The 13,300-nt window shown below is 42.9% G+C and carries 11 protein-coding genes; 4 read left to right on the top strand and 7 right to left on the bottom strand.

Features of this window, described 5'->3' with window-relative positions:
• Both PF479_RS03585 and PF479_RS03580 read right to left on the bottom strand, forming a co-directional pair.
• On the bottom strand, nucleotides 1-611 hold a 611-nt coding region (locus PF479_RS03585), incomplete at its 3' end, for a hypothetical protein (protein ID WP_298002295.1).
• Nucleotides 612-643: 32 nt separating this feature from the next.
• On the bottom strand, nucleotides 644-1,336 hold the full coding sequence (locus tag PF479_RS03580; protein WP_298002293.1) for a response regulator transcription factor: 693 nt from the start codon (nucleotides 1,334-1,336) through the stop codon (nucleotides 644-646).
• Nucleotides 1,337-1,618: 282 nt separating this feature from the next.
• On the opposite strand from PF479_RS03580, the gene PF479_RS03575 reads away from it, so the two are divergent.
• The 4 genes from PF479_RS03575 to PF479_RS03560 all read left to right on the top strand — a co-directional run bounded on the left by PF479_RS03575 (nucleotide 1,619) and on the right by PF479_RS03560 (nucleotide 7,583).
• A complete protein-coding gene (locus tag PF479_RS03575) occupies nucleotides 1,619-2,680 on the top strand; it encodes an efflux RND transporter periplasmic adaptor subunit (protein ID WP_298002292.1) in 1,062 nt (353 codons plus the stop codon).
• A 44-nt stretch (nucleotides 2,681-2,724) separates the two neighbouring features.
• Complete coding sequence (locus tag PF479_RS03570; protein ID WP_298002290.1) at nucleotides 2,725-5,817, top strand: efflux RND transporter permease subunit; 3,093 nt, start codon at nucleotides 2,725-2,727, stop codon at nucleotides 5,815-5,817.
• A 12-nt stretch (nucleotides 5,818-5,829) separates the two neighbouring features.
• On the top strand, nucleotides 5,830-7,173 hold the full coding sequence (locus tag PF479_RS03565) for a TolC family protein (RefSeq protein ID WP_298002289.1): 1,344 nt from the start codon (nucleotides 5,830-5,832) through the stop codon (nucleotides 7,171-7,173).
• Nucleotides 7,174-7,313: 140 nt separating this feature from the next.
• On the top strand, nucleotides 7,314-7,583 hold the full coding sequence (locus PF479_RS03560) for an MFS transporter (RefSeq protein ID WP_298002287.1): 270 nt from the start codon (nucleotides 7,314-7,316) through the stop codon (nucleotides 7,581-7,583).
• Here the strand turns inward: PF479_RS03560 and PF479_RS03555 are convergent.
• The 5 genes from PF479_RS03555 to PF479_RS03535 form a co-directional block, all read right to left on the bottom strand.
• Entirely contained in the window at nucleotides 7,568-8,317 is a 750-nt protein-coding gene (locus PF479_RS03555) for a helix-turn-helix domain-containing protein (RefSeq protein WP_298002286.1), read from the bottom strand. The two genes, PF479_RS03560 and PF479_RS03555, sit on opposite strands and share 16 nt — an antisense overlap.
• The gene (locus tag PF479_RS03550; protein WP_298002284.1) at nucleotides 8,310-10,088 is read right to left on the bottom strand and encodes a sensor histidine kinase; all 1,779 of its coding nucleotides are present in this window, start codon (nucleotides 10,086-10,088) and stop codon (nucleotides 8,310-8,312) included. The genes PF479_RS03555 and PF479_RS03550 overlap by 8 nt, the downstream gene beginning before the upstream one ends.
• A gap of 129 nt (nucleotides 10,089-10,217) precedes the next feature.
• Nucleotides 10,218-11,489 (bottom strand): ABC transporter substrate-binding protein, encoded by a 1,272-nt coding sequence (locus tag PF479_RS03545; RefSeq protein ID WP_298002282.1) that lies wholly within the window; start codon nucleotides 11,487-11,489, stop codon nucleotides 10,218-10,220.
• 59 nt (nucleotides 11,490-11,548) lie between these two features.
• On the bottom strand, nucleotides 11,549-12,376 hold the full coding sequence (locus PF479_RS03540) for a carbohydrate ABC transporter permease (protein WP_298002280.1): 828 nt from the start codon (nucleotides 12,374-12,376) through the stop codon (nucleotides 11,549-11,551).
• A gap of 2 nt (nucleotides 12,377-12,378) precedes the next feature.
• Nucleotides 12,379-13,300: carbohydrate ABC transporter permease (locus PF479_RS03535; RefSeq protein WP_367277200.1), on the bottom strand; the 922-nt coding region annotated here is incomplete at its 5' end.

Raw genomic sequence — 13,300 nt, 5'->3', positions numbered from 1 at the left:
TCTTCAAAGGCCTTAAATACAGATTGAAGTTCATTTTCTTTTTGGGCCACCAGAGGAGTTTCAAAATCAAGGTTTCTCAAACGGTTGGATGCCTTAATTAATTCCAGGATATCCCGTTTCAAATTGTAAATTATCCCGGCTCCCAGAAGAAAAAAGAGGGTTGTTACCAGAAATAAATTAAAGAGATAACGAGGTTTCTGAATAATCTTGTAATGACCGGGTAATAATTCATCATCATAGGTACACAGACCCTTAAGGCCGTTATATGTAAAACTGACAATACTGATATCACTCTCGATGGCGGTAATAAGGGATAAAAAATAATCCCGGACATTTAAACCAGCCGGAAAGGACGCGGGGTCCATCACATTTGTCTCCGTATAAGGATACAGGACCCGGCCATCTTCAAGCACAACAGTGGTCAACCAGGCAGGAATATTTTTTTCAAGCTCAGGTTTATCACTGACAACTTCAAGCAGTGGTTTCATGAGGAAACGCTTCGCCCGCAGTCCCTGCTCATTTGTATCAAACTGAAGGTACCATATTTGTATAAAAAAAATAAAAATAAGTATGATGAGGTTTATGGGGAGAATCAGATTCAAAATGATCATCCTCCAACTCATCAGCTTTAGATTGTGATGTCTCAAGATGTCTGATCTCCCTGAAAATAGTATCCATATCCGTAGCGTGTTCTAATATATAAGGGATTGGCAGAATCCTCACCTAACTTGCTGCGGAGCCTTCTGATATGAACAGAGACGGTGCTGAGATCACCAAAATCATTACCCCAGACGGTATGAAACAGTTCCTTCTGAGACACCGCCTCCCCCATATGTCTCACTAGAAATACCAGCAGATCCATCTCACGGGGGGATAGATTCACAATCGTCTCTTTCTGAGTCAGAATCTGCCGGTTCAGATCCAGTTTAAAACTCCCAAAAGTATATAAAGGATTCTCCTCGACTTGAAAATCTTCTTTCCGTCTCAAATGAGCACGAATACGGGCGACAAGAACGCTGGGTCTGAATGGATTCGTTACATAGTCATCAGCACCCGTTCCAAAACCAAGAATTAAATCCACATCCTCCTGACGAGCTGACACGATGATAACGGGGATCTGGCTTTTTTGACGGATTATCCTGAGGACTTCATATCCATCCATTCCTGGAAGATTTATATCCAGCACAATTAGATCAAAACTCTCTTGTTGAAACGACTCCAGCCCGGATTCACCCGTATTTTTCCATATGGTATCCACACCATCCTTCTTTAAATAAAGGACTATGATGTCGGCAATGTCTTTTTCATCTTCTATGATCAGGATTCTGGCATTCACTGGGAGACCCTCTTATCATTTTTCAAAAGCTATGAGAATTATTATTCTATTTTTTCATAAAAACATACAATTGAACAGGAACCCTGTGAGAACAAAAGAGAACGAATCGTTCAGATTTGTTCTATTGTCTCAAACTTTACTGTTCCCCCAAAAAGGATTACATTTATTCACGAGTAAAAGGTACACGGCCTTACTTGTTCTTTATACATTTATTGCTGATCCCGTCTGACATAAAACAGAGGGGATCACTCTTAATACAAACACGGTTATATGAGGTATTACATGAAAAACTATATCAAGTACGCTGGGTTGATCATCATGGCATTGGCACTGGGATCATGCTCAAAAGAAGAGCAGACAACCCTTAAAAACATGGAAGAGATTCATAAAGAAAATGGTATCCCCGTGAACTTAAGAATAGTGAGCGAGCAGGATTTTTCAACCTATCTAAGCTTTACTTCTTCCCTCAGGGGCATCAAGGAGTCAACCGGTTCATCCATGCTTGCTGATACGGTTGAAGAGATTCTGGTAGATGTAGGAGATTATGTCAAAAAAGATCAGGCCATTATTCGTTTTCCAAAGAATAACCCTGCCGCTAATTACTATCAGGCCCAGGCAGGATTTAAGGCTGCTGAGCAGGCTTTTAAGAGAATTGAAAGTCTTTTCAACAGTAACGGTATATCCAGACAGACCTACGATGATACAAAAACCCAGTATGATGTCCAGAAAGCCAATTGGATTACAGTCAATGATATGCTTGAAGTCAAAGCCCCTATTTCCGGATACATCACCAGACTGAATGTTAAGACATCTGATAATGTAAAATCCGGGGATAATCTGTTTACCGTCTCCAATTACGACGAACTGTCCACGACCGTCTGGGTGGCAGATCATGAAATCAGACAGATCATCAAAGGACAAAGAGCCACTGCGGATTGGGAAGGATTGAGTCTGAACGGCAGGGTGACACAGGTCGACCTTGCTATGGATGATGAACAGAAAGCTTTTGCGGTACATTTAAAATTCAGCAATGCTGAGCATGCTGTTCCCAGTGGCGTCACAGCCAATATCAATATTGAGACTAAGTTGATTCCGAATGCCCTTGTTGTGCACAGAAATGAAGTACTGAAAAACCAGGACGAGTGGTTTGTATATCTGGATAAGAACGGAATAGCCAGAAAACAGGTCATCCAGCCCGGATTAAGACAAGGAATGTATTATGAGGTTCTTTCAGGTTTAAAGGCTGAGGATAAGCTGATCACCCAGGGTGTCAATCTGGTCAGGGACCAGTCTCTCCTGCTTGTGATAGAGGAAGAAACCAGGCAAATGGTACTCAAAGAATAAGCGGCTCCAGCCCTTTATACTAAAATCACACAGGAGGAATACTCGTGTTTTTATCAGATTTATCCATAAAACGTCCAGTTTTAATCTCTATGGTCATGGTCGCTCTACTCCTTTTTGGAATCCTGGGTTTTATGAACCTTCCTTTGAACCTTATGCCCAGTGTGGACATTCCCTACATTACAATCCAGACGATCTATCCAGGTGCGGCGCCGGGGCAGATTGAAAACCTTATTACTAAAAAAATTGAAGACGAAGTCAGTTCTATCAGCCTTCTCAAATCAATTCAATCCTACAGCCTGAACAGTGCATCCATCATCATACTGGAGTTTGAGTTGGACAAGTCTACTGATATCGCCCTTCAGGATGTGAAAGAAAAGGTGGATGCCATCGTGAACAGGCTGCCTGATGCAGCTGATGATCCGGTCATGAGTAAAATTGATATTGCAGCCTCTCCGGTTATGGAACTTCTGATTAGCGGTGACATTGAACCTACAGAACTTTTTTATCTGGCAAATACGACCGTAAAAGACAGAATCTCTCAAATACAGGGTGTAGGAAATGTCGATGTAATTGGCGGTTTTGAAAGAGAAATCCGAGTCGAATTTGATAACAAGACGGTCTATGAGAACTCCATCAATCTGACTCAGATAGCCGGAATTCTGGCCGCTGCCAATATGGATATGCCTGGTGGAAACTTTCAAGACCAGGGTCAGGACTACTCTGTCAACATGAAGGGTGAGATTAGCAGCACGGATCAGTTGGAATCCTTAATGATTCCCACCGCCTCGGGAATGAGAAAGCTGGGGCAGGTGGCCACGATCAATCCCGCATCTGAAGATGTCCGCCAGAGAGTGACCTACTTCAATACCGAACTGGGACTCAGACAGGAGAATACAGTCCTTCTCAGCATTATAAAATCTCCCGAAGGAAATCCTGTCAATGTGGCAGAAGAAGTCAAATCAATCCTTCCTGAACTGCAGACCCTGCTTCCAGAGAGTGTGAACCTGAGTATCACCATGGATGATTCTGTATTTATTCAGGATACAGTAAGCGATACTCTGAACAATATTCTTCTGGGTATTCTGTTCACCGCAGGTATCCTGCTGTTTTTCCTCCATGACTTCCGTTCCACCCTGATTGTGGCCATCTCCATGCCTCTGTCTATCATTCCCACCTTTATTGTCATGGATCAGATGGGAATCAGCTTGAATCTGATGTCCCTTATGGGGCTGTCCACCTCTGTGGGGGTTCTTGTTATGAACTCGGTTGTCGTTCTGGAGAACATATTCAGGCATAAAGGCATGGGTCATTCCAGGGAAAAAGCGGCGTCATCAGGTACGGCAGAAGTAACCGTAGCGGTAGTTGCCTCGACACTGACGAATGTCTGCGTATTCCTGCCCCTGGGAACCATGGGCGGTATTATAGGCCAATTCATTGGTGATTTTGCCATCACCGTGGTTATTGCCACCCTGTTTTCCCTTCTTATCTCCTTTACTCTGACCCCCATGCTTGCCTCCCTCATCCTTCCGGAAACACAAAAAAAGAAGAACAAAGTCTCACAGAAAATTGAAGATTTTTTCAAATCATTGGAAAGAGGATATGCCTTTCTTCTGGAAAAGATCCTCCACAACCGCCTGAGAAGCACCCTGCTGATCATGGGCACAGTAATTGTGTTTGTCGGTTCCATGGCTGCCTTTAGGATCATCCCTTTTGAGTTTTCACCAGCCATGGACAGCGGTACGGTCAATGTAGAAGTGGAATTGTCGGAAGATGCTTCTCTGGATCAGACAGCCGAAGTTTTGAAAATAATAGAAGAAAGAATTGCCGGATTCAACGAGGTAAATCAGATTGTCACAAACCTGGGAAGTTTGTCTTCCATGGATTCAGGTACAAATCTGGCAAGACTTAATATCCAGCTTATAAACAAGGATCTGCGTCAGAACAATATTGTCATTGCCGGTAGAATCGGTGCTGCCTTAAGCGATATTCCCGGGGTGGTTATCAGATCCAACGGAGCCAACGGTATGGGCGGGGGTGGTGCTCCTATAGCCTTCTATCTTCAAGGCCGCGATTTGGAAGAGTTGAAAGAATATACAACCCTCATCAAAGAAGAAATGACAAATATCCCGGGTGTTACAGGAATCAACTCCAGTCTGAAGTCGGGAAAACCGGAAATTACCCTCCTTCCGAACAGACAGAGTCTTTCGGAAATGGGAGTATCCATCCAGGACCTGGCCATGAGTATGAGAAGTGCCATTGATGGTGTTGTCATGACTCAGATGAAGGCAGATTCCCGGGAATATAATATCCGTGTCACCATGGCTGATGTGGAAGTATCCAGTTACGAAAGTATTCGCAATATACCCGTTTCAACACCGAACGGGATCTACCCCCTGTCTTATTTTTCAGAAATTCAAATGGATGAGGGTGTGAGTAAACTTCTAAGAATTGATAAGAGAAGCTCTGTTGAAATAACAGCCAACCTTTTGCCTGGTGCTGTTCTGGGTACAATTACCGGGGCCATTAAGGATATAACCGATGAGGTTCTACCGGGTCAAGTCAAGATCAAATGGGGCGGAGATGCGGACATGATGAATGAAACCATCAGTAGAATGGGCTTTGCCTTTATTATCGCTATTCTTTTGACCTATATGCTCCTGGCAGGTGTGCTGGAAAAAGTCGGTCAGCCCCTGCTGATACTTTCCACGGTTCCCCTCTCCCTGATTGGTGTGGTCGCCCTCTTTTTAATTGGAGGCTTCTCCATGAACATGGTTTCCATGATGGCCGTGGTGATGCTGGTAGGGATGGTAGTCAATAATGCCATCCTGATTCTGGAATACACCAATCAGCTCCGTTCGAACGGTATGGGTGTCCGCTCAGCCCTGCTGGAAGCCTGTCCGACAAAACTGCAGCCCATCCTGATGGCCAATATCGCCACCATCCTGGGTATGCTCCCCATGGCCATGGGAATCGGAAGTTCAGGAGCAGAAATGCGGCAACCCATGGGACTTGTCAGCATCGGAGGATTGATCGCGGCTACTTTCCTGACTCTCTTTGTCATCCCGGCCATTGAAAATGCCCTTGAATCCGGTAAGGAAGAGAAAAAGAAAAAGAAGGCCTTTAAAAAAAGCAAATGAGGTGATTTCACAATGAGAAAATATTTGATAACTATGGCTCTGACAGCCTGGACTGTTCTGAATCTGAATGCCCTGGATCTAAGCCTGGCCGATTATATGCAACTGGTTGAGGAGAACAGCAAAGATCTGTATCTGGCCAATATTGACCAGCAGCTGGCAGATGTACAGGACAAGCTGGCTCGTTCTGCCACAAGGCCCATGATTAGCGCCGGAGCAGACTATAAACGCAACTTTACGGAAATCACCATGCCCGCCGCCGTTGGCGCTCTTCCTGACCTCAATTCACAGACCGGCATGTATGATCTGTTTTATGTTGATGTACCCTACAACAGCAAGAATGAGTTTTCCGCCAACATCGGGGTGCAGCAGCTGCTGTTTGACATGAAGGTATTCAAGGCTCTGGAAGCCAGTAAACAGTACAGAACAATGACAGGAACGATTTATGAGGCCAGCCGTCAGGGAGTATTGACAGCGGCCAAGCAGCTCTACTATCAGACAGTGCTGCTGGACGAGGTATATAAGGTAAAAACGGCAACACAGCAGAATGCCCATGATACCTACCTGGATATCCTGAAAAAATTTGATAATGATCTGGCCTCAGAACTGGATGTACTCCAGGCCGAGGTCAACTGGCAGATCAATATTCCAGAGGAGACAAAAGCGGGAAGAAACAGAGATCTGGCTCTTTCAAACCTGAGATTCCTGGCGGGTCTTAAGCCGGAGGACGAGATCATCCTGACGGATTCCCTGTCAAAAACACCGGCAGCGGCTCTACAAACAGAACTGGGAGACATTCTGAGTTCAAGGCCTGATTACCAGGCCATGCAGGGAGAACTGGCCTTACGGGATATCAATATCAGTGCCACCAGAGCTGAATTCTACCCTTCCCTATCAGCCAGTATCGGTTACGGCTGGCAGTCTTCCAGTGACAATTTTGAAATAAAAGATGGAACGGGAGCACTCCAGGCCGGTTTATCCCTCAGTATTCCAATTTATTATGGAGGGAGCCGCTTTGCCAAAATGGAACAAGTGAGGCTTGAAAAGAAAAAATCACAGATAAGTCTGATAAAGAAACAGGATGAAATACGGACTCAGATTAACAACCTTCAACTGCTGCTGGATGAGTCGGCTTTCAGAATTACTTCTGCCGAAACCACTCTGGAGACGGCCGGAAAAGCCTATAAAATAATGGAAATATCCTCACAAAACGGACTGGCGACTCAGCTGGATTTAAAGGATGCCCGTCTCAACCTGTCGGGGGCTCAACTCAATTACTATTCTGCCATATACGACTATCTGAACAGTTACTTCCAATGGCAGCAGGCGATTGGAGAGGGAGACAAGCTTCCCTACTGATCATGCAGGGGTGAATATACCATCCCTGTATGAAAGCTCCGGGCCGGACGGGTTCGAACTGTACCTCAACAGCAGAGTGCAAATCATTGGGGTCGAATGGATAAAACAAGCTGTGCTCCAGCGTCTACCCCGGTTGGGCCATGCTTCCTGATACCGTTGAATATGGTGAGGCAAAAACAGGGAAAAAAACCGAAGGGGTCATTTATTCGTTTTTCAGTTTCAGTCAGAAAATGGCGACCCCTCTTGCCGGTTCAATAGCCGCCCTCACCCTCCATCTCTGCGGCTATACCCCAGGCAGTACAGTGCAAACAGATCTGGTCCTCAATGGAATTTTAAGCACCCTTACATTTACCCCGATTGTATTCATAGGCTTATCGGCCGTCGTACTTCGTTTTTATATTTCCTTGTAGCCATACTCCTCTCTGTATTTAGAGGGAGACATATCAAAAAATCGCTTGAAGGCTTTACTAAAATAATTATTATCACTAAATCCCAGAGATTCAGAAATATCCTGAATTTTCAGTGTATTCTCCAGAAGAAGTTCGGTAGCTTTCTGCATTCGAACCAGCTGGATATACTGATAGATTCCCAAACCATATTTCTTCTTGAAGAGCTTACATAGATATTCCTTTGAAAGACTGAATTCTTCACTGAGTTTGGATAGACTGATATTTTCGGTATAGTGGCTGTCTATGCACTTTTTCAGGGAATCAACAGTACCCCCGCTGGACAGGTAATCCACATTGTTTGCTGTGAAAATATGATTTTTGGAATTCAAACTGCTGACAGCCTTTCTCAAAGCCTCGTTGAGATCATCCGCAACAATCGGTTTGAGCAGATAGTCGACAGCCCTGTGTCTTATTGCAGAATGGGCATATTGGAAGTCGCTGTAACCGCTTATGACTATGAACTTTATATCCGGAAACTCCACTGAGACTCTATCCATAAATTGGATTCCGTTCATAATCGGCATATTCATATCCACAAAGACAATATCAACATTTAATCGATGCAGTTTCTCAAGAGCATCTTTTCCGTTCACCGCAGTCTCTGGTTCTTCTATATCCCATTTATCCCATTCAGCCAGTGCGGTTATCGCAACCCGAACCGGTTTCTCATCATCAATAATCAATGCCTTATACATTCATATGCTCCTCATTCAAAGGAATTGTCATTACAACATTTGTCTCTTGAAGTTCTATGCTGGAAATGTAAAGATTAGCTTTTTCTTCATAGAGAATTTTCAGCCGACTGTTTAAATTGATCAACCCGACACAGGACGTCTCATCATTACTGACAAGAACGTTTTCAAACTTACTGTTCATATAATCCAGTCTTTCTTTTTTAATTCCGCATCCGTTATCATGAACCCTGATATTCAGAAAATTGGATTTAATAGAACAGGATATAATGATATGCACCCTGTCAGATTGGCCGTTCATTCCATGAATAATTGAATTTTCCACCAATGTCTGGATGCTGATTTTTGGAATATTAAGCTCTTCACATTCCTTTTCAATTCTGAGTTCATAGGAGAGCTTCTCATCAAAGCGAGCCTTCTGTAGAAGCAAATAATCCTGCACATGCTTAATCTCATAAGAAAGAGCTACATATTCTCCGTCTTTAAAGGAGTAGCGGAGCATTGAAGCCAAGGCAGTTATCATGAAATTGATTTTCATTTGTTTATTGACGATTGCTTCTGCTGAAATAGCTTGAAGGGTATTATACAACATATGCGGATTAAGCTGTGCTTCCAGGGCAATAAGCTGAGCTGTTTTCTCATTGATTGCCGAAATATATGTTTTCTTAATCAGGTCATCAATCTGTGCAGTCATTGTATTGAAACTATCAGCTAGCTTGATAATTTCAATGCTGCCGCCGATATCCTCCACTCTGGAAAAATTCCCCGAACCGACTTTTGCAAAGTTTGCCGCCAATATTGATAAGGGATTTGTAACAAGTCTTATATATAGGGCGGAAAGAAGGGTTGTTATGACGATTGCCGCAAATCCGATTAGAAAACTTATATTTCTTGTCTCTCCTATCTGACGATCCAGTTCATTGAGTGGAATTAAACGATAAAGAATATAGTTTTGACGGGAACTCAGATTATAGACCCCTAAATAATCTGTTCCCATTATATTGATTCTTAGTCCATGATCAGAAATTTCTTCTACCTGCTCAATTCCTTTCAGGATTGCACTGTCCATGAGTATGGGTGAACTGTTGTAAAGAACTCTGCCAACATTGTCGACGATACAGAAAACTTCATCCCCTACCTGATGGTCACGTGCAAGGGAATCTACAAAGGATGTATCAAATGTCAGTTCTACAATTGCCAGAGGTTTCTGATTCTCTAATTTAATAATGGTTCTGAAATAGCGTATGAATTCTTCTGCACTTTGCGAAGGCTGGATTGATTTATAATAACGCTTTCTGGTAAACACGGAATAATCCGGTAGGTCCAGAACATTTTCGACTTGATAGGGTCTGACCTTATGCAACTGTGACTCGATCTCGTAATTGTATGAAGAATTCACCATATAGAATCGGAATGATTTAAGGTCGTTCCTCGAATCAAAATTACTGCGCAATTGATCTTGTATATACACTTCATCCGAATATGTTAAACCCTGCTTCTGGTTTAGAATATTCATCAAGGTGGCATCATGCCTCATTAGAAGAGAGTAACGGTCTATTTCAGAAAAATAATTGTCCAGAATTTGAGTCTCAAGTATCAGCAGCCTTGAAAGAGTGGAGATCTGTTGTTTAATAATTGTATTTGTATTGCTGTAATAGGTATATCCTATAATAGGAACAATAATTATAGAAAAAGAAGAAACGATAAGAACTGCCAGTTGAGTTCTGAGGGTAATTCGGTTTTTCGTCTGCCTGATCAGATTCCAAAGCTTCATACCCTGAAAAGTCCCTATACATCTTGGATTTGTCCATTATATCGGGAGGAAGATTCCAAATCAATGTGGAAACTCCCTCCAGCGAACTTTCCGGATACATTTCTTGCCTCCGGAAAGGTTCCAACAGATTTAACCTTCCAGTTCAACCCATTTCGTTTCAATTTCTGCACAGGCGGCATCTTTTGTTAGAACACCGGCCACATAGGACTGCATAATTTCACCAAAGGCCTGATGAAAGCTGTCAGTTGAATAGGCAACACCTAAAGTACCTGCCCCTTCTTTATCTACATGAGCATTTCCCTGTTTGATGACTTCGAAATCAGGTGTCTTGGCACCCTTGATAGGGGGGATAACACCGGCAACATCGGAGAACCAGGATTTTCCGTAATCTGATGTATACCACCAGTTTACAAAGTCCAGAACATCTTCAAGCACGGGAGAATCTTTAGAGATTCGGACAGCCTGATCTGATCCGGCAATGACCTTACAGAGGGAGGCATCCTCATTGATTGGATATCCATCAAAGCCGATCTGGATAGAAGGATCTATCTTCAGGACATCTGCTTCAATCCAGGCTCCCTGACCGGAAACCATGGCGGCTTTCTTTGTTCCCAATGCCGCAATTTCGGTACTCAGGTCAGACTCAAGAGGTTTTGTATCTCCATATTTTACAACCAGATCAATAAAGTTGAAAAAGTCGTTATACAAGGCCGGGTAGTCTTTCATATGGGCATCACCACTGATAAAGGCTTTCACGAGACCTTCAACATCATCGGGTTGAGCGGCATACATAAAATGCTGGAATACATGTTTATAAACCCACCATTCGGCAAAGCCGGAAGAAAAGGGCTGGTAACCTGCAGCCTGTATTGCTTTACACGCTGTTTCTAATTCTGAAAAAGTCTGAGGAAAGGATGAAATACCCACTTCTTCAAAAATTCCCTTGTTGTATACAATACCGAAGTAGTTTCCTTTGATGCTGAGTCCGTGAACTTCATCACCCGACATCATGACCGCTTTTACCGGATCAGACATACTCTGGGCCAGGGGTTCATTTGCAAGGTCAGCCGAGTAATCCAGATAAACTCCGATTTCTTTTCCCGATGTTGAAGAAAAGATATCAGGGCTCTCTCCTGAATTCAATTTTGCCTTCAGCAACGTGGGATAATCATTCTGGGTTGTTTCATAATTGATTGTGACATTAGGTTTCACGTCCTTATATGCCTTGATCAATTCACCGATTGCATCGGCATATTCTGGACTGGAGACAAACATGTAAATATTTACATCCTTGTCTGCTGCTCCTGGAGCCGTCGCTGTCTCTGCGGCTTTTTTGCTGCATCCCGGCAGCATGATTGTCATTAAGACCGCACCTAAAAATACATAAAGTACTTTTTTCATTCTCATCCTCCAAATTTTTATTAATAAACGTTCCGGTCAAAACCAGGACGTGTTATTAGCTATCCTTTTACTGCTCCGGCAACAACACCGTCCACAACGTACTTCTGAAGCAGTATGAAGAAAATAATCGATGGCAATACGGCCAAAACCATGGCGGCCATGGCATAATGCCACTGGGTATTGAACTGTCCAACAAAGGCATATGCCGAAAGTACGAGAGTTTTTGTATCGGGAGACCGGTTTACCATCAGCAGCGGCAGCAGAAAGTCATTCCAGATCCACATGACATCCAGAACAATAACCGTCACTGTTACGGTCTTCAGTAAAGGAAGAATAATGGAAAAAAATGTCCGTAATGTAGAAGCTCCATCCATCAGTGCACTTTCATCAATATCTTTAGGAATAGTTTTCATGAAATTGAAGAAAATGAAGGTGCCCATAGGAATCCCGAAACCCCAGTATTGTATACCCAGCCCCCAGGTGCTTCCTGACAAATGGACCACATTCATAACTTTCAACAGGGTGATCATTATCGTTTGAAAAGGAATCAGCATAGGGGTGATGATCAGAGCATAGATAAATTTGGTATATCTGGATTTTCGTCTGTCCAGAATATAGGCAGCCGAGGATGAGAAAAGAACAATTCCTACAATACCGATGCTTGTAATAATGACATTGTTAAAAAAGAGTTTAGAATAATTCATTTTTTCAATAACTGTTGTAAGATTCACCCACTCAAGACTCTTAGGCAAGGCAATTACATTGACAACCACCTCGGAAAATGACTTTAAAGAGTTCATAAACATAAGAAAGACCGGATAGATAAAAATGAGTCCAGTAACGATCATGACTGCTTCCAGCAACAGAATACTTACATTTCTTCTCATTATCACAACTCTACCTCCCTGGTAGAGAATGCTTTAAGAACAACTTGCGTCAGTATCAGTACCAGTAAAAAGAAAACCAGAGACTTTGCAGAACCGAGACCGTAGTTGTTATTCTGAAAGGCTTCTCTATAGATATCCAGGGTAACACTGTATGTCGCTCCCCCCGGGCCCCCTTTGGTCAAAGCCAGAATAATATCAAATACTTTTAATGAATTGATCAGAGAGAGAAGCACACAAGTTGTTATGGAAGAGCCCAGCAAAGGAAGCACCACTCTGAAAAACTTGGTCCAGGCCCCCGCTCCTTCCACAACGGCCGCTTCCAGTATTTCTTTGGAGATGGACTGTAAACCGGCGATATAAAGAACCATATAAAACCCAACAGACTGCCAGGCTCCCACAAAAACAATTGAGTAAAATGCCAGTTTCGGGTCTCCAAGCCAGCTGTAATTAAAAATGGAAAAACCTGTAATCTCGAAAAAATTGGCAAAGCCCTGGGAAAAAATAAATTTCCAGATAAAACCGACAATGGTCATACTGATGATATAGGGTATGAAAAACAGGCTCCGTAATACATTCGCAGATTTCAATCCCTTAACTAAAGCCAGAGCCAGAGCCAGAGCAAAGACATTTACCAGAATCATTGATAATACAGTGAATTTCAGTGTGAATCCCAGAGAGGAGATGAAACTATCCCCTCCCAGGAAGAGCCTTCTGAAATTTTCAAAACCAATAAAAACAGGCTCCTTATCAATTCCATTCCATTCAGTAAATGAAAAATAACCGCTTAATACAAACGGTAGATATATCATTAGCACAACCAGCAAAACAGCCGGCAGGGCGAAAAGACTTGTTTCTAGAGTCTGCAAGTTATGTTTCCGCTCTTTCCTCATCCAATCCTCAACTTTTACTTCGTATTTCAAATAA

It is taken from the genome of Oceanispirochaeta sp. (assembly GCF_027859075.1).
Lineage (GTDB): Bacteria > Spirochaetota > Spirochaetia > DSM-2461 > DSM-2461 > Oceanispirochaeta.
This window is presented reverse-complemented; position numbering and strand designations above follow the sequence as displayed.

Excerpts from the sequence above, each read along its gene's own strand:
- PF479_RS03545 (WP_298002282.1), bottom strand. The coding sequence starts at position 11,489 with ATGAAAAAAGTACTTTATGTATTTTTAGGTGCGGTCTTAATGACAATC.
- PF479_RS03550 (WP_298002284.1), bottom strand. The coding sequence starts at position 10,088 with ATGAAGCTTTGGAATCTGATCAGGCAGACGAAAAACCGAATTACCCTC.
- PF479_RS03560 (WP_298002287.1), top strand. The coding sequence starts at position 7,314 with ATGCTTCCTGATACCGTTGAATATGGTGAGGCAAAAACAGGGAAAAAA.
- PF479_RS03540 (WP_298002280.1), bottom strand. The coding sequence starts at position 12,376 with ATGAGAAGAAATGTAAGTATTCTGTTGCTGGAAGCAGTCATGATCGTT.
- PF479_RS03575 (WP_298002292.1), top strand. The coding sequence starts at position 1,619 with ATGAAAAACTATATCAAGTACGCTGGGTTGATCATCATGGCATTGGCA.
- PF479_RS03565 (WP_298002289.1), top strand. The coding sequence starts at position 5,830 with ATGAGAAAATATTTGATAACTATGGCTCTGACAGCCTGGACTGTTCTG.
- PF479_RS03555 (WP_298002286.1), bottom strand. The coding sequence starts at position 8,317 with ATGTATAAGGCATTGATTATTGATGATGAGAAACCGGTTCGGGTTGCG.